Origin of the sequence: Immundisolibacter cernigliae (assembly GCF_001697225.1) — a bacterium.
Lineage (GTDB): Bacteria > Pseudomonadota > Gammaproteobacteria > Immundisolibacterales > Immundisolibacteraceae > Immundisolibacter > Immundisolibacter cernigliae.
Window position 1 is genome coordinate 2,881,508 of record NZ_CP014671.1, and the last position, 25,843, is coordinate 2,907,350.

The 25,843-nt window shown below is 68.2% G+C and carries 25 protein-coding genes; 12 read left to right on the forward strand and 13 right to left on the reverse strand.

Translation table 11 applies throughout. From position 1 onward, the window contains the following. Position 1 precedes the first annotated feature (1 nt). From PG2T_RS13605 to PG2T_RS13615, 3 genes are all read right to left on the reverse strand, one after another. Positions 2 to 961 carry a VOC family protein gene (locus PG2T_RS13605; protein ID WP_068806645.1) on the reverse strand — a complete coding sequence of 320 codons (960 nt, stop codon included), beginning with the start codon at positions 959 to 961 and terminating at the stop codon, positions 2 to 4. Between the two features lie 10 nt (positions 962 to 971). Next, positions 972 to 1,898, reverse strand: a complete 927-nt coding sequence (locus tag PG2T_RS13610; protein ID WP_068806648.1) for a VOC family protein — start codon at positions 1,896 to 1,898, stop codon at positions 972 to 974. A gap of 312 nt (positions 1,899 to 2,210) precedes the next feature. Further along, positions 2,211 to 3,176, reverse strand: a complete 966-nt coding sequence (locus PG2T_RS13615) for a dihydrodipicolinate synthase family protein (RefSeq protein WP_068806651.1) — start codon at positions 3,174 to 3,176, stop codon at positions 2,211 to 2,213. A gap of 182 nt (positions 3,177 to 3,358) precedes the next feature. Between PG2T_RS13615 and PG2T_RS13620 the strand changes: the two genes are divergently transcribed. The 3 genes from PG2T_RS13620 (at position 3,359) to PG2T_RS13630 (ending at position 5,996) form a co-directional block, all read left to right on the forward strand. Next, a complete protein-coding gene (locus PG2T_RS13620) occupies positions 3,359 to 4,111 on the forward strand; it encodes a TerC family protein (protein ID WP_068806654.1) in 753 nt (250 codons plus the stop codon). Beyond that, positions 4,108 to 4,533, forward strand: a complete 426-nt coding sequence (locus PG2T_RS13625; RefSeq protein ID WP_068806657.1) for a universal stress protein — start codon at positions 4,108 to 4,110, stop codon at positions 4,531 to 4,533. The genes PG2T_RS13620 and PG2T_RS13625 overlap by 4 nt, the downstream gene beginning before the upstream one ends. Before the next feature lie 143 nt (positions 4,534 to 4,676). Then, positions 4,677 to 5,996 carry a UDP-glucose dehydrogenase family protein gene (locus tag PG2T_RS13630; RefSeq protein WP_068806660.1) on the forward strand — a complete coding sequence of 440 codons (1,320 nt, stop codon included), beginning with the start codon at positions 4,677 to 4,679 and terminating at the stop codon, positions 5,994 to 5,996. 150 nt (positions 5,997 to 6,146) lie between these two features. Here PG2T_RS13630 and PG2T_RS13635 read toward each other — a convergent pair whose 3' ends face one another. From PG2T_RS13635 to PG2T_RS13665, 7 genes are all read right to left on the reverse strand, one after another. Beyond that, positions 6,147 to 7,475 (reverse strand): MFS transporter, encoded by a 1,329-nt coding sequence (locus PG2T_RS13635; RefSeq protein ID WP_068806664.1) that lies wholly within the window; start codon positions 7,473 to 7,475, stop codon positions 6,147 to 6,149. 138 nt (positions 7,476 to 7,613) lie between these two features. Then, positions 7,614 to 8,762 carry an acetylornithine deacetylase gene (gene argE / locus PG2T_RS13640; RefSeq protein WP_068806667.1) on the reverse strand — a complete coding sequence of 383 codons (1,149 nt, stop codon included), beginning with the start codon at positions 8,760 to 8,762 and terminating at the stop codon, positions 7,614 to 7,616. Position 8,763: 1 nt separating this feature from the next. Then, the gene (locus PG2T_RS13645) at positions 8,764 to 10,008 is read right to left on the reverse strand and encodes a CaiB/BaiF CoA transferase family protein (RefSeq protein ID WP_068806669.1); all 1,245 of its coding nucleotides are present in this window, start codon (positions 10,006 to 10,008) and stop codon (positions 8,764 to 8,766) included. 175 nt (positions 10,009 to 10,183) lie between these two features. Continuing rightward, positions 10,184 to 11,431: a DUF1329 domain-containing protein gene (locus PG2T_RS13650; RefSeq protein ID WP_068806672.1), complete on the reverse strand. Its 1,248-nt coding sequence runs from the start codon at positions 11,429 to 11,431 to the stop codon at positions 10,184 to 10,186. A 269-nt stretch (positions 11,432 to 11,700) separates the two neighbouring features. Continuing rightward, complete coding sequence (locus PG2T_RS13655) at positions 11,701 to 12,288, reverse strand: nucleotidyltransferase family protein (RefSeq protein WP_068806675.1); 588 nt, start codon at positions 12,286 to 12,288, stop codon at positions 11,701 to 11,703. Then, positions 12,285 to 13,289: an XdhC family protein gene (locus tag PG2T_RS13660; RefSeq protein WP_068806677.1), complete on the reverse strand. Its 1,005-nt coding sequence runs from the start codon at positions 13,287 to 13,289 to the stop codon at positions 12,285 to 12,287. The genes PG2T_RS13655 and PG2T_RS13660 overlap by 4 nt, the downstream gene beginning before the upstream one ends. 33 nt (positions 13,290 to 13,322) lie before the next feature. After that, the gene (locus tag PG2T_RS13665; protein ID WP_068806680.1) at positions 13,323 to 13,922 is read right to left on the reverse strand and encodes a class I SAM-dependent methyltransferase; all 600 of its coding nucleotides are present in this window, start codon (positions 13,920 to 13,922) and stop codon (positions 13,323 to 13,325) included. 140 nt (positions 13,923 to 14,062) lie between these two features. Between PG2T_RS13665 and PG2T_RS13670 the strand changes: the two genes are divergently transcribed. The 3 genes from PG2T_RS13670 to PG2T_RS15650 are packed head-to-tail and all read left to right on the forward strand — an operon-like array spanning position 14,063 to position 16,787. Further along, positions 14,063 to 16,090 carry a carbon starvation CstA family protein gene (locus PG2T_RS13670; RefSeq protein ID WP_068808409.1) on the forward strand — a complete coding sequence of 676 codons (2,028 nt, stop codon included), beginning with the start codon at positions 14,063 to 14,065 and terminating at the stop codon, positions 16,088 to 16,090. Beyond that, positions 16,087 to 16,263, forward strand: coding sequence for a YbdD/YjiX family protein (locus PG2T_RS15645; RefSeq protein ID WP_075968195.1), 177 nt, complete (start codon positions 16,087 to 16,089; stop codon positions 16,261 to 16,263). The genes PG2T_RS13670 and PG2T_RS15645 overlap by 4 nt, the downstream gene beginning before the upstream one ends. An 8-nt stretch (positions 16,264 to 16,271) precedes the next feature. Then, the gene (locus PG2T_RS15650; protein ID WP_083214946.1) at positions 16,272 to 16,787 is read left to right on the forward strand and encodes an HNH endonuclease; all 516 of its coding nucleotides are present in this window, start codon (positions 16,272 to 16,274) and stop codon (positions 16,785 to 16,787) included. A gap of 95 nt (positions 16,788 to 16,882) precedes the next feature. On the opposite strand, the gene PG2T_RS13675 is transcribed toward PG2T_RS15650, so the two are convergent. After that, complete coding sequence (locus PG2T_RS13675) at positions 16,883 to 17,620, reverse strand: DnaJ domain-containing protein (protein ID WP_068806683.1); 738 nt, start codon at positions 17,618 to 17,620, stop codon at positions 16,883 to 16,885. 212 nt (positions 17,621 to 17,832) lie between these two features. Here PG2T_RS13675 and PG2T_RS13680 point away from each other — a divergent pair, with 212 nt between their 5' ends. Further along, a complete protein-coding gene (locus PG2T_RS13680; protein WP_145931103.1) occupies positions 17,833 to 19,086 on the forward strand; it encodes a DEAD/DEAH box helicase in 1,254 nt (417 codons plus the stop codon). Positions 19,087 to 19,152: 66 nt separating this feature from the next. Here the strand turns inward: PG2T_RS13680 and PG2T_RS13685 are convergent, their stop codons facing one another. Both PG2T_RS13685 and PG2T_RS13690 read right to left on the reverse strand, forming a co-directional pair. Beyond that, complete coding sequence (locus tag PG2T_RS13685) at positions 19,153 to 19,668, reverse strand: aromatic-ring-hydroxylating dioxygenase subunit beta (protein WP_068806686.1); 516 nt, start codon at positions 19,666 to 19,668, stop codon at positions 19,153 to 19,155. Between the two features lie 11 nt (positions 19,669 to 19,679). Continuing rightward, entirely contained in the window at positions 19,680 to 20,975 is a 1,296-nt protein-coding gene (locus PG2T_RS13690) for an aromatic ring-hydroxylating dioxygenase subunit alpha (protein WP_068806688.1), read from the reverse strand. 205 nt (positions 20,976 to 21,180) lie between these two features. Here PG2T_RS13690 and PG2T_RS13695 point away from each other — a divergent pair, with 205 nt between their 5' ends. The 5 genes from PG2T_RS13695 to PG2T_RS13715 all read left to right on the forward strand — a co-directional run bounded on the left by PG2T_RS13695 (position 21,181) and on the right by PG2T_RS13715 (position 25,767). Next, positions 21,181 to 21,948, forward strand: coding sequence for an HpcH/HpaI aldolase family protein (locus PG2T_RS13695; protein ID WP_083214948.1), 768 nt, complete (start codon positions 21,181 to 21,183; stop codon positions 21,946 to 21,948). A 35-nt stretch (positions 21,949 to 21,983) separates the two neighbouring features. Next, positions 21,984 to 23,186, forward strand: a complete 1,203-nt coding sequence (locus PG2T_RS13700; RefSeq protein ID WP_068806693.1) for a 3-oxoadipyl-CoA thiolase — start codon at positions 21,984 to 21,986, stop codon at positions 23,184 to 23,186. Then, positions 23,186 to 24,409: a CaiB/BaiF CoA transferase family protein gene (locus tag PG2T_RS13705; protein WP_068806695.1), complete on the forward strand. Its 1,224-nt coding sequence runs from the start codon at positions 23,186 to 23,188 to the stop codon at positions 24,407 to 24,409. Before PG2T_RS13700 ends, PG2T_RS13705 begins: the two co-directional genes overlap by 1 nt. 68 nt (positions 24,410 to 24,477) lie before the next feature. Continuing rightward, positions 24,478 to 25,101, forward strand: coding sequence for a carbonate dehydratase (gene can / locus PG2T_RS13710; protein ID WP_068806697.1), 624 nt, complete (start codon positions 24,478 to 24,480; stop codon positions 25,099 to 25,101). A gap of 3 nt (positions 25,102 to 25,104) precedes the next feature. Beyond that, positions 25,105 to 25,767, forward strand: coding sequence for a glycerophosphodiester phosphodiesterase (locus PG2T_RS13715; RefSeq protein WP_068806699.1), 663 nt, complete (start codon positions 25,105 to 25,107; stop codon positions 25,765 to 25,767). Positions 25,768 to 25,843: the final 76 nt, after the last annotated feature.

Genomic DNA, 25,843 nt, shown 5'->3' on the forward strand with positions numbered 1-25,843 from the left:
GTCAGCCCAGCGAGGGCTCCAGAAACGCCGGATGCAGATCCCGGTCGTACCAGGACAGGGCCTTGCCGAGCTCGGCCTCGTCCCAGACCACCGGCTGGAACTGGCTATGCACTTCGGTGACGCGGCCGCCGGCGCACAGCTCCAGGCGCACGCCGAACGGATCGCGGCAGTGCAGGGAAAAGGTCTTGCCGTAGGACTGGCGGGTCGGGCCGTAGCGGTCGATGTCCACGCCGGCTTCGCGCAGGTAGATGCCGGCCAGCAGGATGTCGTTGGGGTCTTCCTTGGTGAAGGCGATGTGGTGCAGCCGGCCGGCCGGGCCCGGGAAGACGGCCAGTTCCTGGCCGCCGACTTCCTTCGACATCCGAAACAGCAGCGCGGACAGGAGCTTGCCGTCGGCGCTATCGATGCGTTCGGATACCACGAAGCCGAGCACCTCGCGCAAAAACGACACCGCCGCCTGCGGGTCGGGCGCCGTGAAGCCGACGTGGTTCAGGAAAAACGGCGCCGGCGTGCCGCGCAGCGGTCGTGGCGTGACCCAGTCCGGCGAGTCGTAGCCGGTGACGTAGCCCGGCTGCGCCATGTCGGCATACAGGCGCAACCGCGGTCCGCTGGGGATGGCAAAGGCGATGCTGGTGCCCAGGCTCTCCAGCTCGGCACCGGCCGCACAGCGCTGCACGGCGACGCCTGCCTGCTCGACCAGGCCGGCCAGCCGCGTGAGATCAGCATCGTCCCGGACCTGAAAGCCGATCTCGACCAGCCGGTTGTCGGCGCTTTCCTCCAGCACCAGCGAGTAGGCGAACGGCTCGTGCCAGCAGCGCAGGTACAGCCGTCCCGGTCCGCGGCGCGATTCGAGCAGGCCGAACTGCTCGCAATAGAACTCGCGGGCGCGCAGCAGACGCGGGTCGGCCAGGGCCAGGCGCACGTAGCCGAGACGGTGGATGCCTTGATGTTTCAGGGCCATGGCGCGCGCCTCAGGTCACTTCCGCGAAAAAGCTTTCCGGCACCACGCTTTCGTAATAGAAGGCGCCGCGCGGGAATTCCTGTGCCTGCCAGACGATGGGCGGGATCAGGCCCGGCACGCCGCCGGCCTGGTAGGCGCCGTTGTAGACCTCGTTGCGGTTGCCGGCCGGGTCGAAAAAGTAAATGGTGGTCACGCCGGACACGCCATGCCGGGTGGGGCCGTATTCCATCAGCGTGGTACCGGCCTCCTTCATGATGTCCACGGCGCCGATGACGTCGCTGCGGCTCTCCAGGCCAAAGGCGATGTGGTGCAGGTGGCCGTTCGGGCCGGGCGCGATGGCCAGGTCGTGCATGGTGTGGCCGCAGGTGGTAAACGCCGCGATCACGCTGCCGTCCGGGGCCACCACCTGCTCGGACAGGTTGAAATCGAGCACCTCGATCAGGAACTGCGCCGTGTCGGCCGGCCGCTCGCCGGCCAGCAGCAGGTGATCCAGGTGCGTCACCCGCGCGCCCGGCTTGCCGTGCGGCGGCACCGGGTTCGGGTTGCGCATGCCGGTGGCGTAACCGATCTTGTCCAGGTGATGCAGCAGGCGCATTTCCTGGCCCGAGGGCAACGTGAAGGCGATTGCCGCGCCGGCTCCCAGCGCGTCACCGGCCGGCACACCGCGCACCGCAATGCCGCGCGCCCGCACGGCCGCCTGCGCCTCGGCGAGGTCTTCCACCTCGCCCACCTTGAAGGCTACGTGATCGATGCCGGCGTGCAGCGCCTCGGTCAGGATCAGGCAGTGGTGGTCCTGGTTGTCGGCCGCCTGCAGGTAAACACGGCCATGCGCATCGCGGCCGGTCTCGCGCAGGCCGACCACCTCGACGTAATGGCGCCGGGCGGCGTCCAGGTTTGTCACGTAAAGGCTGATATAGCCGATGCGGCTGACCGCCATGGGGATTCTCCTGCCGGGCTGAGTTTTTGTCGGTGACCCGCCCTGTGGGCAGTCGTGACGAAGCACGGCAGGCATAGTGCAGGGGCAGCGCGGCGCAGGCTTGCCGCGGGTCAAGATCGCGCTATGTGGCCGGCTGGCACGGTCCGCGGGGGAGAATGGCGCAAGTGCGCTGGCGGATGGCCAATTGCCGATTCGCCAGGGCGTGGGACTGAAACGCCGACCGGATTCCAGCCATGCGCCCTGCGGATGAACCGAAGCCGGCCCAGAAACGACGAAGGCGCCGGGGCATGAGGCCCCGGCGCCGTGCGGACTTCAGACCAGACCCAGATCCTTGATGCGTCCGACCAGCCGCTCCCGATCGGCTGGCGGCAGGTGCTGCACCGGCGGCTTCATCGGGCCGGCCTTCAGGCCCAGCGTCTCGCACCAGATCTTGATCACCGACATCAGCGACGCGTACGACGCGGTGCGGATCAGCGGGTTCATGAACTCGTCCTCGTACAGATGCCAGATCGGGCGCAGGCTCTTCCACTCCGCATAAGCGCCCTCCCAGTCGCCGGCGCGCGCCTTGTCCACGTAGGAGCGCAGCACCGAGCGCTTGCGGCCGTAGATCAAATACGAGAACTCGGCGAACAGCACCTGGCCGCCCTCGCGCAGGTCGTCGAGGTAGAAGTGCTCGGTCGGGTCAGACACGATGAAGTCGTCGCGCAGTTCGCGCCGCAGCAGCAGCGATTCGGCGCGGTTCAGGTTGCCCTGTTTGGTGCAGACCACGGTGTCGATGTCGACCAGGCGCTTGAGCAGTTCGAGGCCCATTACCTTGCCCGATACCGGCGTGCGGTACAGGCAGATGCCCAGATCGCTGCGGTCGGTGACGTACTTGAAGAAGTTGTAGATCTCGTCGTCGCCGCGCAGCTGGGTCATCGGGTTCATCAGCTCGGCGCCCGAGAAGCCGAGCTTCTCGACGTGCCTGAGCTTGTCCACGCAGACCTCGGCGCAGGGGTCAAGGATGATGGTCCACAGGTCCGTGCGGCCCTTGACCGCGTCGGCGGTGATCTCGTGCAGGCGATACCACCACTCCGGGCGCATGTTCCAGGTTTCGTTGGCAAAGCCGCCGACGACCAGGCCGTTGACGCCCCAGTCGATATAGGCCTCGATGTTCTCGCGGATGCCGGCTTCGTCGAGTTCGAAATCCTTGGTCAGGGGGGTGATGGGCGCGGCGTAGAAATCGCGCACGCGGGCCTTGGCCCAGGGTTTGGCTTCGCTACGGGTAAATTCGGGCATGTCGGTCTCCTCTTGAGTTTTCTGAAGGTTTGCAGCGGGCCGGTCCGCAGTGCTCGGGCCTCGGGACGCGGCAACCTGCTCAGGTGTGGCTCAGTGCGAGCCCCACGGCTTGGGCGGGAAGTCCAACGATACTCCGCTGGTGCGCCGGTTAGAATGCGCGGCCTTCCCCAACGGCCCTGCCCATGCACGACATACCCTCCGGTGCCGCGTTCTGGATCGCCCTGCTGCAGATCATCGGTATCGATATCGTGCTGTCGGGCGACAACGCGGTGGTGATCGCGCTCGCTTCGCGCGGCCTGCCACCGGCGCAGCGTCGCCGGGCGGTGCTGCTGGGCACGGGCGCCGCCATCGCCATGCGCGTCGTGTTGGCACTGATGGCCGCGGCGCTGATGAGTTACCCCGGCCTGAAGCTGGCCGGTGGCTTGCTGTTGCTGTGGATCGGCGTGAGCCTGCTGCGTCCACAAGGCAGCGAGGGTGGCCACGACGGTCCCACCAGCACGACGCTGGCAGGCGCCGTACGCACCATTCTGGTCGCCGACGTCGCAATGAGCCTCGACAATGTCGTCGGCATTGCCGCCGCCGCCAAGGGCAGCGCCCTGTTGCTGATCCTGGGCCTGGCGATCAGCATCCCGCTGATCATCTTCAGCAGCGCCGTGCTGCTGCGGCTGATGGACCGTTATCCGGTCATCATCGTCATTGGCGCTGCCCTGCTTGGCTACGTGGCGGCCGAGATGATGGTCACCGACGGCCTGATGCGCGACTGGCTGACGGCCACCGTGCCGTATGTGCACCGGGTGGCGCCGGTGCTGGGCGCCTTGCTGGTGGTGATCGTTGGGAAATGGCTGGCAGCGCGCCTGCCGGCACCCGCGCACGAGGTGCCGCTGGCAGCGCCGGGCGGTGGCCAGACCGACACACACAAGGAGCGCGAGCAATGAAAATCCTGCTGCCCGTCGATGGCTCCGAACACGCCCTGCGAGCCGCCCGCCACGTGGCGGCCATGGGCGAGTATCTGGCCGGGCCGCCGACCGTGCTGCTGCTGAATGTGCAGCCGCCGGTGGCGTCTGGGCTGGTGCGGCGTTTCCTGAGTCAGGAAGCCCTGGACGGCTATTACCGGGACGAAGCCCGCGCCGCCCTGGAGCCGGTCGAGACGATTCTGGCGGCAAGCGGCATGCGGGCCGAATCGCACGTGGTGGTGGGCGACATCGCCGCCACCATCGCCGAGTTCGCCGCCAGCCACGGCTGCGATCAGATCGTGATGGGCACCCGCGGCCTGGGCGGGGTCAAGGGCGCGCTGCTGGGCTCGGTGGCCAGCGAGGTACTGCACCTCGCCGACCGGCCGGTGTTGCTGGTCAAGTAGCAGATCGACCCGGCACTGCTGGGTCTGTCTACGCTTGCGGCGCAGTCTTCGGGTAGCTGCGCCATGCCTGTTTCCTTTGGCAGTCTAAGATAGCGTCTGTCGACGCTGGCGCGTGTGCCGGCACGCAAAGGGAGTTCCCGCGCATGAATGTGGTGATGATTGGAACCGGCTATGTGGGCCTGGTGTCGGGGGCATGTTTTGCCGATTTCGGTGCCGACGTGATGTGTGTGGATATCGACCCGGGCAAGATCGAGCGCCTGCGGCGGGGCGAGATTCCGATCTACGAGCCGGGCCTGGATGAACTGGTGGCCCGCAACGCCGGCGCCGGCCGGCTGAGCTTCACCACCGACCTGGCGGCCGCGGTGCGCGAGGCCGATCTGGTGTTCATCGCCGTCGGTACGCCCAGCCGCCACGGCGACGGCCACGCCGACCTCAGCTACGTGTACGCGGCCGCGCGCCAGGTGGCCGAGCATTTGACCGGCTACACGGCGATCGTGGACAAGTCCACGGTGCCGGTGGGCACTGCCCGTCAGGTCGGGCGCATCGTGCGCGAGGTCAATCCGCAGGCCGACTTCGACGTTGCCTCCAACCCGGAATTCCTGCGCGAGGGTGCGGCCATTGGCGACTTCATGCGCCCGGACCGGGTGGTGCTGGGCGTCGAGAGCCCGCGCGCCGAGGCGCTGCTGCGCGAGCTGTACCGGCCGCTGAACCTGATCGAGACGCCGATCGTGGTGACCGGTCTTGAGACGGCCGAACTGATCAAGTACGCCGCCAACGCGTTCCTGGCCACCAAGATCAGCTTCATCAACGAGATGGCGCAGCTGTGCGAGCACGTGGGCGGCGATGTGCACGACGTGGCGCGCGGCATTGGCCTGGACGGTCGCATCGGGCGCAAGTTTCTGCATCCGGGGCCGGGTTATGGCGGTTCGTGCTTTCCCAAGGACACCCTGGCGCTGATCCGCATGGCGCAGGAGGCCGGCACCCCGTCGCGCATCGTGGAGGCGGTGGTTGAGGTCAACGCGGCCCAGAAGGCGCGCATGGTGCTCAAGATTCGCCAGGCGCTGGGTGGCAGCGAGGCCGGCAAGACCATCGCCGTGCTGGGCCTGACCTTCAAGCCGAACACCGACGACATGCGCGAGGCCCCGGCGCTGGCCATCCTGCCGCCGCTGCTGGATCGCGGCGCGCACATCCGCGCCCATGATCCGAAGGGCATGCCCGAGGCGCGCAGCCTGCTGCCGTCGGCCATCGACTACTGCGATGATCCCTACAGCACGCTGGACGGAGCCGACGCGCTGGTGCTGCTGACCGAGTGGAACGAATACCGCGGCCTGGACCTCGACCAGGTCAGGGCGCGCATGACCGGGCGCGTGGTGGTGGACCTGCGCAACGTCTACGACCCGGCCCACATGACGGCGCGCGGCTTCGAGTACCACTGCATCGGGCGGGTCGATCAGGCCGTCTGAGGGACGGGCAGGAAAAGCCGATACCGATCGCCTCGATGGAAGAATGCGAGTTCATGGCAGTCACGGCTTTGCTCGAGCGGGTCGCGATGCCCGGCGCGGCAAGCCGTGAGTGACTCGAAGCCCCACCTATCCGGGCGAGTTTCGCGGCGCTCATCCTGCCCGGGTTTTTGAGCTGTCCGGCGGCTGGTGCCGCCGCACGACGAAGGCCGACGCGGCAGCGGCAAACAGCAGCGTGCTGAAGACCAGGAAGTAGTTCGCCAGGCCAAGCTTCATCTGCAGCAGCAGGCCGCCGACCAGCGGCCCCAGGATGGAACCGATGCGGCCGATGCCTAGCGCCCAGCCGACACCCGTCGAACGCGCGCGGGTCGGATAGATATGGGCGGCCAGCGTGTTGAGGCTGATTTGCGCGCCGAAGCTGAAAAAGCCGCAGCAGAACACCAGCACCAGCAGCAGCGGCAGCGACTGGCTGACGCGGCCGGTGATGATCACGCTCAGTGCCGCCAGCAGCAGTGTGGCGGGCAGCACCCGGCGCGTGCCCCATAGGGTGGTGAGCCTGGCCAGCAGCAGCGGGCCGGCCGCGCCGCCCAGATTCAGCGCCACGGTGGCCCAGGTGGCGTAGCGCAGCTCGAAGCCTGCCTCCACGATCAGCGTCGGTATCCAGCTGATCAGGAAGTAGACGGCGATCAGGTTGGTGAAAAACGTGGCCCACAGCTTGAGCGTGTCGCCCGCGTAGCCGGGCTCGAACAGCACACGCACCGGAAAGTGCGACGCCGTGGCGGCCGTCTCGGCGGGCTTGACGAGGGCGGCGGCGGCCGGGTCGATGCGTCGCAGGATGTCGTCGGCCTGTGCAGTGGCGCCCTTGCTGACCAGAAAGCTCACCGACTCGGGCAGCATCCGCCACAGCAGCGGCAGCAGCGCCAGCGGCGCCAGGCCGCCGACGAGGTACACGGACGGCCAGCCGTAGCGCGGCAGCAGCCAGGATGCCAGCAGTCCGCCGACGATGCCGCCCAGCGGAATGCCCAGGAAGGTGACCGCCACGCACAGGTTGCGGTGGCGTCGCGGCGCGTACTCGCTGATCAGCGCGGTGGTGTTTGGCAGCGCCCCGCCCAGTCCCAGCCCGGTGACGAACCGCATCGCAAGCAGTTGCTCGAAGTTCTGTGCCCAGGCCGTCAGCAGCGTGCAGCCGCCAAACGCGAGCACGCTCAGCAGCAAGGCCGGCCGGCGACCGTAACGGTCGCCAAGCGGACCGAGCAGCAGCGCGCCGACCGCCATGCCGGCAAGGCCAGCCGCATAGACCGGCCCCATGGCCGAGCGTTCCAGTTGCCAGGCAACCGCCAGCGCAGGACCGGAGAAGGCGGCTGCCTGCACGTCGAAACCGTCGAGCAACACGATCAGCGTGCACAGGCCAAGCACCCACCACTGCGTTGCAGACAAGGGGCGCCGGTCGATCAGTTCGTCAACGCTAAGGGCGGGTGTCATTTACGGTTGCCTGTGCTGCAGGGAATGGAGAAACGCCGGCTTCGGGAGCCGGGAAATGCTTGTGACTGGACGCGCAAATGCCTGCCACGTCCGTGCCGGCCATGATCTGGAGTCGGCACGGGGCAGGGCGGCGATGCATCAGGTGCACAGGTGGGCGACGGCCTGGCGGAGCAGGGCGACGGTCGGGCCCAGCCTGTCGAGGGCCAGGAACTCGTCCGGCTGGTGCGCCTGGGCGATGTCGCCCGGGCCCAGGATGACCGTCTCGCTACCGAGCGCGTCGTAGTACGGGCCCTCGGTGCCGAAGGCCGCGGCGCCGGCAACGGCACCGCTCAGTTGTTCCGCAAGGCGCACGATGTGCGCGTCGGCCGCCGTGGCGAGCGGTGGCAGGCCGTCGAAGATGGCCTCGAATTCCACCGCAAGTCCCCGCGCGTCGGCCACGGCCTGCACCCGCGCCCGCAGTTCATCGCGCAGTTCGGGGATGGTCATGCCCGGCAGCGGGCGAAAATCCAGCGTCAGCTCGCACTCGCCGCAGATGCGGTTCGGGTTGTCGCCGCCGTGGATGTGGCCCAGGTTCAGGGTCGGCACCGGTACGCCGAAGGCCGGGTCGCGATGGGTGGCTTGCAGTTCGTCGCGCCAGGCGAGCAGGGTGCCGATCACCGCGTGCATGCCCTCCAGCGCGCTGTTGCCGAGCGCCGGATCGCTGCTGTGGCCGGCGTGGCCGAGCAGGCGAATGCGCTCGTCGAAGATGCCCTTGTGCTGGCGGATGGGTTTCAGGCCCGTCGGCTCGCCGATGATGCAGTGCCGACCCAGGCGCCGGCCGCTTTCGGCCAGGCGGCGCGCGCCCAGCATGCCGCTTTCCTCGTCGGCGGTGGCCAGCAGAACCAGCGGGCGCTTGAGGTCACGGGCGCGCAGCTCGCGCACGGCCTCGATGGCAAGCGCCAGGAACGCCTTCATGTCGGCAGTGCCCAGGCCGTACAGGCGGTTGTCGGCTTCGCGCAGGGTGAATGGGTCGCGCTGCCACAGCGCCGGGTCGCAGGGTACGGTGTCGGTGTGCCCGGCCAGGATCAGGCCGTCCTCGCCCTGGCCCAGGGTCGCGATCAGGTTGGCCTTGGCCGGGTCGGTGTGCAGGTCCTGGATTTCGATGTGAAAGCCGAGGTCCTCCAGCCAGCCGGCGAGCAGGTCGATGACCGCCCGGTTGCCGTGGTTCAGATCGGCCTCGAAGCTGCTGACCGACGGCGTGGCCACCAGCGCGCCGATCAGGTCCAGCAGCTTCGGGGGTGTGGGCATGTCAGATGATCTTTTTGGCCTTCAGCTGGGCCAGGTCTGCGTCGCTGATGCCCAGTTCGCCGCCCAGTATCTGGGCGTTGTGCTCGCCCAGCAGCGGCGCTGCCCGGCGCACGCCGCCGGGGGTGCGCGAGTGCTTGGTGGCAACGCCGTAGTGGGTGATCGGGCCGTGCACGGCGTGCTCGGTCTTCACGATCATGTCGCGGGCGTGGTAGTGCGGGAACTTGACGATGTCGCCGAAATCCATGACCCGCGCGGCCACCAGATCGGCGGCCTCCAGCGTGGCCTCGGCCTGGTCGGCGGTCTGCGTGGCAATCCAGGCGGCGACTTCAAGATCGATGAATTCGGCGTTGGCGACGCGGGCGTTCCAGTCCGCGCAGCGCGGGTCGCTGGCCAGTTCCGGTTGGCCCATGACGCCGCACAGGGCCAGCCACTGTTTCTCGAACGGCGCGAACAGGCACAGCCAGTGGCCGTCTGCGGTCTTGTACGTGTTCATGGGCGCGCCGCCGCCGATGGCGTTGCCCGAGCGCTGCCAGATGTAGTCGCATTCGGCTGCCGCCATGATGCCGTAGGAGGTGGCGTACAGCTGCGAGTCGGTCAGGCACGCGTCGATCCACTGGCCCTCGCCGGTGCGATCGCGATGATGCAGCGCCGCCAGCGTGCCGATGGCGGCCTGCCAGCCGGCCATGTCGTCGGCGATCACCGTGCCGGCGCGCAGCGGCCGGCCGCCGGCCTCGCCGGTGACGCTCATCAAACCGCCCATCGCCTGGCCGACCGGGTCGAAGCCTTTTTTGTGCGACAGCGGGCCGAACTGGCCAAAGCCGGAGATCGACGTGTAGATGATGTCCGGCTTGATGGCGCGGATGGCCTGGTAGCCCAGGCCCCAGGCGTCCATGGTGCCGGGCGAGAAGTTCTCGATCAGGATGTCGGCCTTGGCCGCCAGCCGCCGGAACAGTTCCTGGCCTTCGGGCTTTCGGAAATCCAGCGTCACGCAGCGTTTGCCGCGGTTCATGGTGTTGTAGACCACGGACGATTCGCCGTCGCGCTGGTCCTTGATGAAGGGCGGCACGAAGCGGTTCGGGTCGCCGGTGCCCGGCAGCTCACACTTGACCGACTCGGCGCCCAGGTCCGACAGGATCATGCCGCACACCGGCCCGGAGGCGTAGTTGGTGGCCTCCAGCACGCGGATGCCGGTCAGCGGACCCTGGGTGTCGGGGCGGGCGTTGGCGAAGAATTCGGCCTTGTCCACGCGCTCTCCTCATTGTCGATGTGGTGAGCGTGAACCTTAGCATTGGCGACGGGCGGCCGGCAGTCGCCGCCGGCGGGCATAAAAAACGCCCACAGGCCGGTAAGCCTGTGGGCGCTCGCAAGAACCTTGTGGGTCCGCTGCGTTTGAGGGTGCGCTGGCCGCGCCAGCGCTGTGGTCAGTTGATCAGGCGCGGGATGGCGCCCGGCGTGAAGTCGGCGGCCTTGGCGCCTTCGTAGTTGTGCCGGCCCTGCGGGTCGGCGAACACGATCGTGGCGTGCAGGCGCTGCAGGTCGTAGACCGGCACGTACGACACGGTTTGCGCCATGCTGCCGTCGTCGCGCTTGGTCGGCCGATAGTTGCAGTTCTCGATGCGCCACAGCTCGTTCTTCTTGTCGTAGAACTCCTGCCAATGCAGCATCGGCGCGTGCAGTTCAGCATCGTAGTACTGCACCTTGCGACTGAGCAGGTGGCCCGGCCCAGGCGTGGCCTCGACCACGAACACTTCACGCGGCTCCCAGTCGTCCAGGATGTTCCAGTACGGCGCCTTGGTGGCGTCGATCATCGGGAAGCGGTTGCCGCTATCGGTGGACACCGCCACCGTGGAATGGGCGGAACCCAGGATCCAGCGTTTGCCCAGCAGCTTCCACTCCTGGTACCAGGACGGGTCCAGGCTCATGCCGAAGGACTCGTCGTTCAGCAAGTCGGTGGAGGACAGCGGATCCGCCCAGGCATTGCTGGACAGGCGCCGCACGCGGCGCACGCTGCGCACGTAGGCATACACGTCGGGCAGGCGGGCATCGGTGTACTGAATGGTCAGCACGCCCAGGCCGCGCGAGTCGTTGGGGTATTTGTTGAGCACTACCTCGTACTTGGCGATCTCACCATTGGGATCCTTCAGTGCCGGGTTGATGGCGCCGTCGGCCAGGTAACGGCCGAAACGCCAATGCTGCTCGCGCTCGAAGCCCTTCTGGCCGTTGATCAGCGCGAAGTACATCGGGTTGTAGTCCAACACATCGGCGTACCACGGGCCGCGCATGAAGTTGTAGGCCAGCTTGATGCCGTCGGCCGGGTTGTTGGCGTCGATGCTGGCGAACGGCATGCCGGTGACGAAGTTCTGCAGGCGGTTCTTGTCGTCCAGGCTGGCCTTGCCGGCGTTTTCCTTGGTGGCGGCGGCCATGCGGGGGTCGACCTGTATCTGCTGAGTCGACTGCAGGCGCATCTGCAGGCCAAGCTCGCGGATCATCTTCTCCTGCGTGGGCAGAATCAGGTCGGCCAGGGGCTTGCCCTGGAAAGTCTGCGTCTTGACCTGGTCGATGTTGGCGGCGTTGATGACGGTGCCTGGGGCAATGTCCTGCGCCTGCGCGCCGGACACCAGCCCGAGCAGCGCAGCGGCGCCCAGAATCTGTATGGATTTGCTGAACATGGTCTTCCTTGTCCTGATGGATACGGGCCGACGGTGCTGCCGGCCGGTGATGCGGGTAACAGTCTGCGGGTACGGGATGGCGCTTACCTCCGGCGGCGTGTGTCGGGCGAAACAGCGGCCCGCCGCGCAAGGCGCGCGACAGGGTTTGGGGGTCGGGTTTGATCAAGGCGCCGGGCTGACCGAACGGTCATCGACGCTGCGCAGGATACCGCAGACCCGCGCCTCGCCCAAGCCGGCGTCAGCTCGCTGTCGTCACGGAATGCTTTAGATCAGGAGTCTGTCGGCATGGCCTGCATGGCCTGTCGCAACGCGCCGTGGGTGTCCACGTCCAGCAGCACGCCCGGATCGTCAACTTCGATTTCCTGAACCGAGGCCGCGTTTTCAAGCAGTACGTGGCGGGCGCCATGGTCGCCGGTCAATGACCGCAAATCCGGCACAAGCCGGCCGGCAAAGCCCACTGGGTGGCCGCGCCGACCCTGATGGCAGGGCACGGCGATGGCGGCACCGGCATCGAGCGCGGCGATGATGCGCTTGATGGTGTGCGGGGCGACGGCCGGCATGTCGCCCAGGGCCACGACTACATTGCAATCCAGAGGCGCCAGCCGGGCGCCGCAGGCCAGGCTGTGGCCCATGCCGGCCGCGGCCTGATCGCAAACCGCGACGCGCGCGCCTGCTCGCGTGAGCACTGCGGCAAGTTCTTCGTCGCCCGGGCGCACCACGGCAATGATTTCGGTCACGGCCGGGCGCAGGGCAGCCACGGCGTGCAGGACCAGCGGCCTGCCGTGCAGTGACGCCAGCAGCTTGTCGCCACCGAAGCGCGAGCCGGCGCCCGCCGCCAGCAGGATCCCTATCGTCACGCGGCGCTGACGGCCTTGCGGCTAACCTGATCGATCAGCCGCGCATGAGCGCCGGCCAGCGCGCCGTTGCGGGCGGCGATCAGCTCGGCCGCGATGGCGACCGCGATCTCCATCGGCGCGTGCGAGCCGATCGGCAGGCCAATCGGCGCGTGCAGGCGGGCAATGGCCGCGTCCGGCAGGTCCAGTTGCCGCAGGCGTTCGAGGCGTTTTTCCGTGGTCCGCTGCGAGCCGAGCGCGCCGACGTAGAAGGCCGGTGATTCGAGCGCCTGCATCAGCGCCAGGTCGTCCACGCGCGGGTCGTGGGTGAGGGTGATGACGGCGGAGCGTTCGTCGGTGACGCGGACGCGGATCACCTCGTCCGGCATGCCGCTGACCAGTTCCGTGCCCGGCACGTCCCAGGCGGCGGCGTAGTCCTGGCGCGGATCGCAGACCACGACGTGGTAGTCGAGCGCCTGCGCGAGCTGGGCGATGCAGCGCGACAGTTCGGCGGCGCCGATGATGATCAGCTGCCACTGCGGCCCGAACACCTTGCGCAGCAGCTCGTCCCGCAGGGTGCAGGCGGCGGTGTGCGGGCCGGCCGGCAACAGGCGGCTGGCGCCGTTGGCAAGGTTCAGTTCGCGGGTGATGGCGTGGCGCTGTTCGAGCGCCGCGAGAACCTCGGCCATGTCGCCAGCCTGCGTCACCGGCTCGCACACCAGCTCCAGCGTGCCGCCGCAGGGCAGGCCGAAGCGCTCGCCTTCCTCGCGGCTGAGGCCGTATATGAGCCGTTCCGGGCCACTGGCGGCGACCTGACCGCCGCGCAGCTTCGCAACCAGATCGTCCTCCACGCAGCCGCCGGACACCGAGCCCATGAGCTGACCCGCGCCGCCCACCGCCAGCAGCGAGCCGACCGGCCGTGGCGAGGATCCCCAGGTGTGGGTGACGGTGACCAGATGCGCCCATGCGCCGGCCCGGACCCAGCCCAGCAGGGCGCGGATGACGTTCAGATCGCTGCTGTCCATGCCTGTTCGCTGCGGTTCAATCGTGCGGGATGGTCATTTTACGTCGGCGCCGGCCGGAGACCTTCGCGCCACGGCACGGGCTAGAGCGAAGCGGCTATCGGCCTCGGCGCCCGGAAACAGCCCTTCCTCGTACTGCACGACGTCCAGCTGCCACAGCAGATGCCGCAGCTCGCCGGGGCGCAGGCGAAAGTGCGGCGAACCGGGTCCGGCGACCGGCTGCGGCCAGCGCAGGTGCTGCTCGAACAGCAGCCAGCCGCCGGGCTTCAGGGCATCCGCGAACTGCGCGACCAGATCCCGGTTAACGAAGTGGATGTTCACGATCAGGTCGTAACGGGCTTCGGGCAGGCGCCAGTCGGCCAGGTCGGCGCAGCGCCAGTCGACCGTCACGCCGCGTCGCTGTGCTTCCTCCTGGGCGCGGGCGAGCGCCGTGGGCGCGATGTCGATCGCCTCGACCTGGAAGCCGGCCTCGGCCAGCGCGATGGCCGTGGCGCCCAGGCCGCAAGCGACGTCGAGCGCCCGCCCGCGCGGCAGGCGCGCCAGCCAGTCCATCACAAACGACGACGGCCTGGACGCGTAGGCGGCGTCGCCGGTCCGGTAACGGGCTTCCCAGCGGTCGGTATCGGACTGGCTCATTGCAGGCATCCGGGCGGCATTTGCCAAGCATAGTGCACCCGCTCCGAGTGCCGTCGCCGCGGCGTTTGCTGGCGTCCAGCAGTTAGCATTGGCGCTCGGACGCCGCACGGCGAACCGCTACTGATGCGAGGGGGATGTGCATGAAATCGTTGGCCCGGGCTGCGTTCTGGATTGCCGCGACCGTCCTGGGCGCGCTGGCGTTCGCTGGTATCGCCACGGCCCGCGGCGAGCCGATCAACGCCTGGTGGCTGATCGCCGCCGCGGTGTGCGTGTATGCCATCGGCTATCGCGTGTACGGCGTCTGGGTGGCGACGCGGGTGTTGCTGGTCGACGGCCGGCCGACGCCGGCGGTGCGCATCGATGACGGCCGGGACTTCGTGCCCACCAACCGCTGGGTGGTGTTCGGGCATCACTTCGCCGCCATTGCCGGTCCCGGGCCGCTGGTCGGGCCGACGCTGGCGGCGCAGTTCGGCTACCTGCCGGGCACGCTGTGGATCCTGATCGGCGCGGTGCTCGGCGGCTGCATCCAGGACATGGTGATCCTGTTCTGCTCGACCCGCCGCGATGGCCGCAGCCTGGGCCAGATGGCGCGCGACGAACTGGGGCCGGTCGGCGGCGGCGCGGCGCTGGTCGGCACCCTGATGATCCTGGTGATCCTGATCTCGGTGCTCGGCCTGGTGATCGTGAACGCCATGAAGCACAGCCCCTGGGCCACGGCGACGGTGGCGGCGACCATTCCGATCGCGGTGCTGGTCGGCGTCTACATGCGCAACATTCGCCCCGGCCGGGTGCTGGAGGGCAGCGCCATCGGCGTGGCGCTGTTGCTGCTGGCGGTGTGGGGCGGCGGCTGGGTGGATCACCACCCGCTGCTGCGCACCTGGTTCGATCACGGGCCGCTGCCGATTGCCTACGCCATCATGGTGTACGGCTTCCTGGCGGCGGTGCTGCCGGTGTGGCTGCTGCTGGCCCCGCGCGATTACCTGTCGACCTTCATGAAGCTGGGCACGGTGGCGCTGCTGGCGGTGGCCATCGTCTGGCTCAATCCCGTACTGCACATGCCGGCGCTGACGCAGTTCGTGGACGGCAGCGGGCCGATCTTTGCCGGCAAGGTGTTCCCCTTTGTGTTCATCACCATCGCCTGCGGGGCGATTTCGGGCTTCCACGCCCTGGTCAGCTCCGGCACCACGCCCAAGCTGCTCACCGACGAGCGCGACATCCACATGATCGGCTACGGCAGCATGATGCTGGAGTCCTTCGTGGCGCTGATGGCGCTGATCGCTGCCTGCGTGCTCGAGCCGGGCGTGTTCTTTGCCATCAACACCGCGCCCGGCGTGGTGGGGGAGGGGGCGCAGGCGGTGGCCACCATCTCGTCCTGGGGTTTTCCGGTGGCGCTCGACCAGATGCAGGCCCTGGCCCGCGAGATGGGCGAGGCGACGCTGTTTGGTCGCACCGGCGGCGCGCCGTCCCTGGCGGTGGGCATGGCCAGTATCTTCAGCAGTGCCTTCGGGCAGGGACTGCTGGCGGTCTGGTACCACTTCGCCATCATGTTCGAGGCGATCTTCATTCTGACCACGCTCGACGCCGGCACGCGCGTCGGGCGCTTCATGTTGCAGGATTTTCTGGGCAACTTCGTGCCGGCGCTGGGGCGCACCAGCTGGTATCCGTCGGTGCTGCTGTGCAGCGCGCTGGTGGTCGGCGCCTGGGGGTATTTTCTGTACATCGGCGTCATCGATCCGGCCGGCGGGGTCAACATCCTGTGGCCGCTGTTCGGAATTTCGAACCAGATCCTGGCCGCCATCGCCCTGTGCGTGGGCACCGCCATCCTGGTCAAGACCGGGCGCGAGCGCTATTTCTGGGTCACCGGCCTGCCGCTGGCCTGGCTGACGGCGGTCACCAGCACCGCCGCCTGGCAGAAGGTGATGAGCGACGATCCGCGGCTGGGCTTTTTCGCCGGTGCCAATGATCTGGCCGCGAAGCTGGCCGCAGGCGCGCTGCCGCCCGAGAAGGCGGCGGTTGCCCCGCAGCTCATATTCAACATGCGTCTGGACGGCTGGCTAACGGTGCTGTTCGCGGGCTTGCTGTGGCTGATCCTGGCCGATACGGCGCGAGTCTGTCTGCGTCACTGGCGCCGATCGTCGGCGGCGATGCCCGCCGGGGGCCGCGCATGAAGGCGCTGCGCGCGTTCTGGGCCTGGCTGCGGGAAGTGTCCGGCGACGATGCCTATGAGCGTTACCTGGCACACCACGCGGCGGCGCATCCGGACAGCGCGCCGCTCGGGCGGCGCGAGTTTTTCAGTTGGCGACAGGCGACCGCCTGGTCCAAGGTGAAGCGCTGCTGTTAGGCCAAAGCATGCCTCGCGTGTTTGCAACTGTTCGTGAGTTGATTTATTGGGAGTATGCGAAGCTCATTTCAGAAAAAGCTGTTGGGGATAGGCTGAACTATAAATTTGTGAATTTTACCCATCAGAAGTTAATGCATGGGAGGGCGACGCCATCTTCCATCCTCTCCGAAAACAAACAGCTTTTATTGATGGGTGATGTTTGCGCGTATTGCGGAACGACAACTGGTTCACTTCATTGGGAGCATATCGTTCCCCGGTCTATCGGGGGGCCGGACAATATTGACAATATGGTTCGTGCGTGTGCGGCATGCAACCTCAGGAAGGGCGCGAGAGATCCCTATCAATGGTGCCTCGGAAACAAAATCACTGCGCCAATATCGCGAGTCGTTCTGGGCAAGTTCTTGAAGGTCGTATTTGATGAATACGCAGCCCACGACCTACTGGATTCGGCAGAATACATGCGCAATCATGCAGTTGAAAGAATCACATTGAGTGATATTTTTTTGCATTCGCGCGGCGAGTGACTTTTCAAAATTAATCATTTATTTCGGCGGTTAGAAAGGTCCGAGCGCAACATTGCGCAGGTCGGTTTCGCAGATTGGGTGCAAGCGGGGACAAATCAGGCGCTGGTAGACACCAGGCTGCCGGCGGGCGCCGTCAGGGCCAGGGTGAGGAATTCCAGCCGAAGCAACCACTGGCCGGGCGTGTCCGTGGCCGGCTCACAGCGCACCACCCGTGCCAGGGCATCGAACAGGGGCGTCTTGAGCGCCAGTACGGTGTTCGCCGGCAGCGCCCCGGGTGTCGTCAGCTGGGCGCCGGCCGGCGAAAAATCCCGCAGTGCAGCCGGCGTGGGGGCAGTCGTGCCACGCAGGAAATACTCGACTGGTGCCGCCACGGCTTGTCGTTCGAACGCGCGTCTTGTTGCGCTCAGTCGCCTCGCTGCGGGGGGCGGTGATAACGGGCTCGCGCAACCGCTACAGCGCAGGGCTGAATTTTTTGCTGTCGCGTGAGGAACCTGCGTGGCACAGAACGGGCAGGTGCCCGGATCGTCCCCGCGCTGGGGCGCCGACACGTGAGGCGTTGCTGTCGCGACTGGCATCGGTTCCTGAGCGGCCTGGGGCGCCGCGCGCGCGGAATGCGGTCCGAGTCGCGCGTCGTACTCGGCGCGTCGTGCCGGGTCCGACAGCACGGCATAGGCCTGGTTGATCAGCGCCGCGGTGGCGCCGTCGCCGCCCAGGTCCGGATGCAGGCGCAGCTTCTGCATCAGCGTGCGGTAGGCGGTGCGGATGACGGCCTCGTGCGCGTCCGGTTGCACCTGCAGGATGCGGTAGTAGTTGCGTCGGTTGGGTCGCTGCATCGGGGCGGCTTGCGGTCTGAACAGGCGTCGTGACGGTCCGGGATCGTGGGCGTGCGAAGCATACAGGCTCGCGTGGGGTACACTGCGCGCCATCACTGGGCGCACTTCGGTCCGCGCCCTGTCTGCTGAAGCCCACTTTCGGGCCCGTCAATCCCCGCTTTGCCTGGACCGTACGCAGGCTCGCCCTGCGCAGGCCCACATCAGGAATCTGTATGCCTTTTTCGACTCTCGGCCTGCGCGCCGAGCTGTGTCGTGCCGTGTCTGCGCACGGCTACGATGCCCCTACGCCCATTCAACAGCAGGCCATCCCGGTCATTCTGGCCGGCAAGGACGTGCTGGCCGCAGCCCAGACCGGCACCGGCAAGACCGCCGGTTTTGCGCTGCCGATGCTGCAGCGCCTGGCGGCCAGCGAGCAGCCGGCGCGACCCAAATCGGTCCGCGCGCTGGTGCTGACTCCCACCCGCGAGCTGGCGGCCCAGGTCGGGCAGAACGTCAAGGATTACGGCAGCGGGCTTCGCCTGCGCAGCGCCGTGATCTTCGGCGGCGTCGGCATCAACCCGCAGACCAATGCCCTGGCGCGCGGTCTTGACGTGCTGGTGGCCACACCCGGCCGCTTGCTGGATCACCTGCAGCAGGGCAACTGCGTTCTGGACCGGGTCGAAATCCTGGTGCTGGACGAGGCCGACCGCATGCTCGACATGGGCTTCATTCGCGACATTCGGCGGATTCTTGCCCTGCTGCCCAAACAGCGGCAGACCCTTCTGTTCTCGGCCACGTTCTCGAGCGACATCCGTTCGCTGGCATCGCAGTTCCTGCACCAGCCGGTGGAAATCGACGTCTCGCCGCGCAACTCGACCGTCAGCCAGATCACGCAGGTGGCTTACGCCGTCGACAAGGGCCGCAAGCGCGAGCTGCTGTCCTGGCTGGTCGGCAGCAACAACTGGCAGCAGGTGCTGGTGTTTGCCCGCACCAAGCACGGCGCCAACCGCCTGGCCGAGCAGCTCGATTCGGACGGTCTGAAAAGCGCCGCCATTCACGGCAACAAGAGCCAGGGTGCCCGCACGCGGGCGCTGGAAGGCTTCAAGAACGGCGATGTGCGCGTGCTGGTGGCAACCGACATCGCCGCCCGCGGCATCGACATCGACCAGCTGCCGCTGGTGGTGAACCACGACCTGCCGGACGTGCCGCACGATTACGTGCACCGCATCGGCCGTACCGGTCGGGCCGGGCGCGATGGCCAGGCCATCTCGCTGGTGGCGCCGGACGAAATCGGCCTGTTGCGCAGCATCGAGCGGCTGGTCAACCAGCGCATCTCGCCGCAGGTGCTGCCCGGCTACGAACCCTCGCCGCACGCAGTGCAGGCGCAGCCAGACTCCCGGCCGCCGATGCGGGGTCGGCCGCAGCAAGGCGCTGGGCGGCGGCCGGGCGGCCCCTCGCGCAGCGCGCCTCGCGGCGGGCGCGGCTGAGCGATAGCCGGTCCGGGCTGACATGGGCGGTCGTCATGCGACCGCCCATGTCAGCAACCATCCGTTTCACAGATACACGTTCAGATTCTTCGACAGCAGCACGCTCTGGTCGAGCAGGATCGTGCGCCGGGCAATCCGCAGTTCACCCTCGATCGTGCGCAGCAGGTCCTCGCGCTGGCCGACCAGCCAGGCTTCTTCCCGCTCCAGGCGGTGGCGGTAGACGATGAAGTTCGACAGCGCGCGGATTTCGTTGCCGCTGGCGGGGAAGACTTCGACGTTGGTGATCAGGTGCCGGTAGCGGGTGCGCGGGTTCTCGGACCAGGCGGTGCCGGTGTCCAGGCGCGAGGCGCGCATGCGCAGGGACTCCAGCGTCTCCTTGTAAAAGTTCATGCGCTGCGGGTCGGGCGCGGTTTCGTCGCGGCGAAAGCGCGTCTCGCGGGTCGGCATCCAGTAGTGCAGGTCTTCGGTCAGCAGGCCGAACCAGCGTTCGTAGTCTTCCTGGTCCAGGTAGCGCGCCTCGGCGGCGTACAGGCGGTTCACGGCGAACCACAAGGCCTGGTCGTTGGAACTGTCGATGCTCATGGCGGGCCTCCTCAGCGCACGCGCGGGATGTCCCGCCACGATTGTCCTGTCATGAAATCCATCCAGCGCTGGTAGAAGGCGAGCTGGTTCACGTCGCTGTACATCGGGCGGCTGATGTTGCCCGGCAGGTCCGGGTCGTCGCGGCGGCTGGTGCCCACGCGCAGGCCGTAGTGCAGGCGCTGGCGGCGGGTGACCACGCCCTCGTTGGCGCGGGTGGCGTTTTCCCAGTTCTCGCCGTCGTCCATTTCGAACACGCCGCTCGGGGAGAAGGTTTCCATGCAGGCGTCGCGCATGGCATTGCGGACCTCGTCCGGCATGTCGCGGTTGACGATGGTCCAGGCGCGCAGCTCGATGCGCCGCGGACCCTTGGGGTGCCACACGCGCATGGTGCCGATGCCGGGCAGGTAGGAGAAGTTCGGGAACACCGAGGCCGACACCACCGAGCCGAACAGGCGCGTGGCGCGCAGCTCGCCCAGGCGGCGCGCCATCTGGGCGCGTTTTTGCTGGTAGTAGGCCATGATCACCGGCCGGCGCAGGCTCATGATGCCCAGCGTGCCCAGGCCGTCGGTGCCGCCTTCCCAGCCGTGGCCGTTGGCGTTGGCGTGAAACGAGTCCTGCTCGACCGGCATGAAGTCCGGCACCGGCTTGCCGTAGGTCATGGCCTTGGCGCCGGAGTCGTGCGTCCAGGAGGCGTGCAGGGAATCGCCGGTGAAGTTCTCGACGCCGAATTTCCAGTTGGCCTGAAAGTCGTTTCGCACGCAGCCGCCGATGAACTCGGTGCCCTCGTCGGTCTGGTCGAGCACGATGTCCAGGTACCAGCGGTAGTCACCCAGGTAGTCCTCCAGCGACGGCGCGTCGGCGTCGAAGCAGGCGAACACCAGGCCCTTGTAGGTTTCCACGCGGGCGTTTTGCAGGCCCCAGTGGGACTTGTCGATCCAGCCGGCGTAGTGGGCTTCCTCGTGCAGGCCCATGAGGGCGCCGTCGGTGCCGAACGACCAGCCGTGGTAGTTGCAGGTGAACTGGCGCGCGTTGCCGCCGTCGGCAAAGCAGATGCGGTTGCCGCGGTGGGTGCAGGAGTTGGTGAACACGCGGATGCGCCCGTCCGTGTGGCGGGCCACGATGACGCTGTCCTGTCCCATGTAGGTGGTCAGGAAATCGCCCGGCCGGGGCAGCTCGCTTTCATGCGCCACGAACAGCCAGGCGCGGGCGAACACGCGCTCCAGTTCCTGCTCGTAGATGGCCTGGTCCCAGAAAATCCGCCGGTCGACCCAGCCCTCGCGGGTGTTGATCAGTCCAGTCACGTCCATGTGCCGCTCCTCGTGTGCGCTCCGTATCGGCGCTAGCGTAGGCGGGGCGCGGGTGGCGGTCAAACGAGCGTTAGGGAAGGCGTGGCAGGCGCGGCTGCCGTTCGTTTGTGACAATGCACTTCTGGAGTCACTGAACGAGAGCGTCGCCCATGTCATCCCGTCTGCCCGAGGCTGTTAGTCCGTCAGCAACCGCACGCGCCTGGCCATGAATGTCTCGGAAAACACCTTCAAGCAGGCGCTCGCCGACGGCCGCCGCCAGTTTGGCGCCTTCCTGGCGCTGGGCGATGCGCACGCGGCGGAGTTGATGGCGAGCGCCGGTTTCGATTGGCTGCTGATCGACTGCGAGCACGGGCCAAACGATCTGCCCTCGGTGCTGGCGCAGCTGCAGGCGCTGGCCGGCTATCCGGTGCAGGCGGTGCTGCGCCCGACGGATCACGACGCGGCGCGCATCAAGCAGTATCTGGACCTTGGCGTGCAGAGCCTGCTGGCGCCGATGGTGGACACGGCCGCGCAGGCGCAGGCGCTGGTGGCGGCCATGCGCTATCCGCCGCGCGGCATCCGCGGCGTGGGCGCCGGCATGGCGCGGGCGGCGCGTTGGGGCAACGTGGCGAACTACTACGCGCAAGCAGAAAACGAACTGTGCCTGGCGGTGCAGATCGAGACCCTGGCCGGGCTCGACAACCTGGACGCCATTGCCGCCGTGGAAGGCGTGGATGGCGTGTTCCTGGGGCCGGCGGATCTGGCCGCGGCGCTGGGCCATCTGGGCCAGCCGATGCACGCCGACGTGCGCGCCGCCGTCGAACAGGCCCTGCCGCGCATTCGCGCCGCCGGCAAGGCGGCCGGCGTGTACTGCGCCGACCCGGACATCGCGGCCGGCTATGGCGCGCTGGGCGCGAGCTTTTTCCTGATTGCCGCGGACGCGATTTTGCTGCGCACGGCCGCGGCGGCGGCGCTGGGGCGCTTTGCGTCCTGAAATCGTTTTGCCTTTCATCTGATACGGGTTCGGTCATGCTCGACGCTTATATCTACGGCGGTCTGCGCTCGCCCTTTGGCCGCCACGGCGGGGCGCTGGCGCCGCTGCGGCCGGACAATCTGGCGGCGCAGGTCACGCGGGCGGTGCTGGCCGGCTTTGCGCTGGGGGAGGCGGCGGTCGAGGACCTGCTGCTGGGCTGTACCTGCCAGGCCGGCGAGGATGCTCGCAACGTCGCCCGCCACGTTGCCCTGCTGTCCGGGCTGGGTGAAGCCGTGCCGGGGCAGACGGTCAATCGCCTGTGCGCGTCCGGGCTGGCGGCGGTACTGGACGCGGCTCGCGCCATCAGCTGCGGCGAGGGCGGGCTTTATCTGGCCGGTGGTGTGGAGAGCATGAGCCGGGCGCCGTTCGTAGTCGGCAAGGCCGAGCAGGCCTTCAGCCGCGATTTCAAGGTGTTCGATTCAGCCATCGGCGCGCGCTTTCCGAACCCGCTGATCGGCGCCCAGTTCGGCGAGGACACGATGTCGCAGACGGCCGACAACGTGGCGCGCGAGTACGCCATCGGCCGCGAAGACAGCGATGCCTATGCCGCGCGCTCGCAGGCCCGTTACGCGCGGGCGCTGGCGGACGGCTTTTTTGCCGGGGAGATCACCCCGGTGGAAGTGCCCAGCGGCAGCAAGGCGCCGCCGATCCGGGTGGCCGAAGACGAGCATCCGCGCCCGCAAAGCACCGCCGAGTCGCTGGCCAAACTGCGGCCGCTCGAGGCCGGTGGCGTGACCACCGCCGGCAATGCCTCGGGCATCAACGACGGCGCCGCGACGCTGCTGGTCGGCAGCCGGGCGCTGGGCGAGCGGCTGGGCATCGCGCCGCTGGCGCGCATCCTGGCGGGCGCTGTGGTGGGCGTGGCGCCGCGCCTGATGGGCATCGGCCCGGCGCTGGCCATCCCCAAGGCGGCGGCGAGGGCCGGCGTGCGGCTGGCAGACCTCGATGTCATCGAGATCAACGAGGCCTTCGCGGCGCAGGTGTTGGGGTGCCTGAAGCTGCTCGACCTGCCCTTCGACGACGCGCGCGTGAATCCCAACGGCGGCGCCATCGCCATCGGCCATCCGCTGGGCGCCTCCGGTGCGCGGCTGGCGCTGACCGCGGCGCGCCAGCTGGTCGCCGGCGGTGGTCGCTATGCGGCAGTGAGCCTGTGCATCGGTGTGGGGCAGGGCCTGGCCGTGATCCTGGAGCGCGCCTGATGGCGGGTCCGTTGGAAGGCCTGCGCGTGCTCGACCTGTCGCGCGTGCTGGCCGGGCCGTGGTGCAGCCAGATGCTGGCCGACATGGGCGCCGAGGTGATCAAGATCGAGCGTCCCGGCCGCGGCGACGACACCCGCTCCTGGGGACCGCCGTACGTGAAGGACCGCGACGGCCAGGACACGCCCGACGCGGCCTATTTCTTTGCCACCAACCGCGGCAAGCAGTCGGTGACGGTGGACTTCACGCGGCCCGAGGGGCAGGCGCTGGTGCGCGAGCTGGCGGCGCTCAGCGATGTGCTGCTGGAGAACCTGAAAGTGGGCGACCTGGCGCGCTACGGCCTGGCGTACGAGGACCTTTCTGCCATCAATCCGCGCCTGGTGTACTGCTCGATCACCGGCTTCGGGCAGACCGGCCCGCTGGCCAGCCGTCCGGGCTACGACTTCATCATCCAGGCCATGGGCGGGCTGATGAGCGTCACCGGCGAGCGCGACGACCGCCCCGGCGGCGGGCCGCAGAAGCTGGGCATCGCCTACGCCGATCTGACCACCGGCATGCACGCGGCCATCGGCGTGCTGGCGGCGCTGGTGCAGCGCGGCGTCAGCGGCCGCGGGCAGTACATCGATCTGGCGCTGCTGGACGTGCAGGTGGCCAGCATGGCGGTGATGGCCATGAATTACTTCATCGGCGGCAAGGTGCCGGGCCGCTACGGCAACGCGCACGCCAACATCGTGCCCTACGAGGTGTTCCAGGCCGCCGATGGACCGCTGGTGCTGGCGGTTGGTAATGACGCGCAGTTCCGGCGTCTGTGCGCAGTGGCCGGTGTGCCGGCGCTGGCCGACGACGCGCGCTACGCGACCAACGCCGGCCGGGTGCGCAACCGGGTGGAACTGATCGCACTGCTGCAGGAAATTGTCGCCACCCGCCCGGCACTGGCCTGGGAAGAAGCCCTGTGCGCCGTGGACGTGCCGGCCGGGCGCATCAACGACATGGCGCAGGTGTTCGAGCTGCCGCAGGTCGCGGCGCGCGGCCTGCGCATCGAGCTGGCGCACCCGGCGGCCGGCCAGGTGCCGCTGGTCGGCAGTCCGTTTCATTTCTCGGATACGCCGGTGAGCTACCACCTGCCGCCACCGCGCCTTGGCGAACACACGGACGCGGTGCTGGGCGGCCTGCTGGGTCGCAGTGCCGCCGACATCGCCGCCCTGCGCAGCGCAGGGGTGCTGTGACACCGGCATAATCCTTGCCTGTCCGGGTCTCGTCCGGATGGCCCGATCACCTGCCACGCGACTCCCCCATGTCCGACCTGAACAAACTCATCGAGGCCAACCGCGCCTGGTCGGCGCGCGCCACGGCCAGCGATCCGGAATTCTTCACCCGCCTGCTGGGCCAGCAGCGTCCGCATTACCTGTGGATCGGCTGTTCGGACAGCCGCGTGCCGGCCAACCAGATCGTCGGCCTGCTGCCGGGCGAGATCTTCGTGCACCGCAACGTCGGCAACCTGGTGCACCAGACCGACCTGAACTTCCTGGCGGTGCTGCAGTACGCGGTCGAGGTGCTGCGCGTGGACCACGTGATCGTGTGCGGGCATTACGGCTGCGGCGCCGTGCAGTCGGTGCTGGACGGCCAGCCGCTGGGCCTGATCGACAACTGGCTGCGCAACATCGAAACCGTCTACCGGCAACACCGGGACATCGACGCCCTGCCGGCCGACCAGCGCCTGAATGCGCTGTGCGAGCACAACGTGCGCGCCCAGGTGCGGGCGGTGTGCGACAGCACCGTGATGCGCGGCGCCTGGGCGAGTGGCCAGGAAGTGACCGTGCACGGCTGGATTTACGGCATCGCCGACGGCCTGGTGAACGACCTTGGCGTCAGCTGCGCCTCGCCGGCCGACCGCGCCCGCCTGGATGCGGCCGACTGAAACGTGTTGCGCATCGCCCATCGCGGCGCCAGTAGCGAGGCGCCGGAGAACACCCTGGCGGCCATCCGCCGCGCCATCGATCTGGGCACGCCGTGGGTGGAGGTGGACGTGCAGGCCTGTGCCGACGGCCTGGTGGTGATCCACGACGAAACCCTGGAGCGCACCACCAACGGTCACGGAGCGGTCGCCGATCAGCCGCTGGCGGCGCTGCGGGCGCTCGATGCCGGCCACGGCGAGCGCATCCCGCTGCCGGGCGAAGTGCTGGATCTGTGCTGCGGCCGCTGTGGTGTGAATCTGGAACTGAAAGGGCCGGGCGTGGCGCCGTTGCTGCTGCCGCTGCTGCGCGAGGCGCTGGCCGGCGGCTGGTCGAGCCGTGACCTGCTGGCCTCTTCGTTCGACTGGACCCAGCTGGCGACACTGCGCACCACTTTGCCGCGCCTGCCGCTTGGCGTCCTTACCGAACAGGTGACCGGGCCAGCCTGCGCCGCGGCGCGGGCGGTGCAGGCCAGTGTCATCGGCTGCGCGCTGGAATACGTCGACGCGGCGGCGGTGGGCGCCGCGCACGGCGCCGGTTGCCGGCTGTGGGTGTTTACCGTCAACTCGGCCGACGATGCGGCTCGGCTGGCGGCGCTGGGCGTGGACGGGGTGTTCACGGACCGGCCATGAGGGCGACCGGCGCACTGCGCGCCGCGGGCGGCGCTCCCACAGCAGTGGTGCCATCACAATCGAAAAAGGAGACCTG

Coding starts and splice junctions, on each gene's coding strand:
- can (WP_068806697.1), top strand. CDS start 24,478: ATGTCCGACCTGAACAAACTCATCGAGGCCAACCGCGCCTGGTCGGCG.
- PG2T_RS13685 (WP_068806686.1), bottom strand. CDS start 19,668: ATGAGCATCGACAGTTCCAACGACCAGGCCTTGTGGTTCGCCGTGAAC.
- PG2T_RS13650 (WP_068806672.1), bottom strand. CDS start 11,431: ATGTTCAGCAAATCCATACAGATTCTGGGCGCCGCTGCGCTGCTCGGG.
- PG2T_RS13620 (WP_068806654.1), top strand. CDS start 3,359: ATGCACGACATACCCTCCGGTGCCGCGTTCTGGATCGCCCTGCTGCAG.
- argE (WP_068806667.1), bottom strand. CDS start 8,762: ATGCCCACACCCCCGAAGCTGCTGGACCTGATCGGCGCGCTGGTGGCC.
- PG2T_RS13625 (WP_068806657.1), top strand. CDS start 4,108: ATGAAAATCCTGCTGCCCGTCGATGGCTCCGAACACGCCCTGCGAGCC.
- PG2T_RS13660 (WP_068806677.1), bottom strand. CDS start 13,289: ATGGACAGCAGCGATCTGAACGTCATCCGCGCCCTGCTGGGCTGGGTC.
- PG2T_RS13695 (WP_083214948.1), top strand. CDS start 21,181: ATGAATGTCTCGGAAAACACCTTCAAGCAGGCGCTCGCCGACGGCCGC.
- PG2T_RS13705 (WP_068806695.1), top strand. CDS start 23,186: ATGGCGGGTCCGTTGGAAGGCCTGCGCGTGCTCGACCTGTCGCGCGTG.
- PG2T_RS13615 (WP_068806651.1), bottom strand. CDS start 3,176: ATGCCCGAATTTACCCGTAGCGAAGCCAAACCCTGGGCCAAGGCCCGC.
- PG2T_RS13605 (WP_068806645.1), bottom strand. CDS start 961: ATGGCCCTGAAACATCAAGGCATCCACCGTCTCGGCTACGTGCGCCTG.
- PG2T_RS13665 (WP_068806680.1), bottom strand. CDS start 13,922: ATGAGCCAGTCCGATACCGACCGCTGGGAAGCCCGTTACCGGACCGGC.
- PG2T_RS13610 (WP_068806648.1), bottom strand. CDS start 1,898: ATGGCGGTCAGCCGCATCGGCTATATCAGCCTTTACGTGACAAACCTG.
- PG2T_RS13670 (WP_068808409.1), top strand. CDS start 14,063: ATGAAATCGTTGGCCCGGGCTGCGTTCTGGATTGCCGCGACCGTCCTG.
- PG2T_RS13690 (WP_068806688.1), bottom strand. CDS start 20,975: ATGGACGTGACTGGACTGATCAACACCCGCGAGGGCTGGGTCGACCGG.
- PG2T_RS15650 (WP_083214946.1), top strand. CDS start 16,272: ATGCCTCGCGTGTTTGCAACTGTTCGTGAGTTGATTTATTGGGAGTAT.
- PG2T_RS13700 (WP_068806693.1), top strand. CDS start 21,984: ATGCTCGACGCTTATATCTACGGCGGTCTGCGCTCGCCCTTTGGCCGC.
- PG2T_RS15645 (WP_075968195.1), top strand. CDS start 16,087: ATGAAGGCGCTGCGCGCGTTCTGGGCCTGGCTGCGGGAAGTGTCCGGC.
- PG2T_RS13675 (WP_068806683.1), bottom strand. CDS start 17,620: ATGCAGCGACCCAACCGACGCAACTACTACCGCATCCTGCAGGTGCAA.
- PG2T_RS13635 (WP_068806664.1), bottom strand. CDS start 7,475: ATGACACCCGCCCTTAGCGTTGACGAACTGATCGACCGGCGCCCCTTG.
- PG2T_RS13680 (WP_145931103.1), top strand. CDS start 17,833: ATGCCTTTTTCGACTCTCGGCCTGCGCGCCGAGCTGTGTCGTGCCGTG.
- PG2T_RS13630 (WP_068806660.1), top strand. CDS start 4,677: ATGAATGTGGTGATGATTGGAACCGGCTATGTGGGCCTGGTGTCGGGG.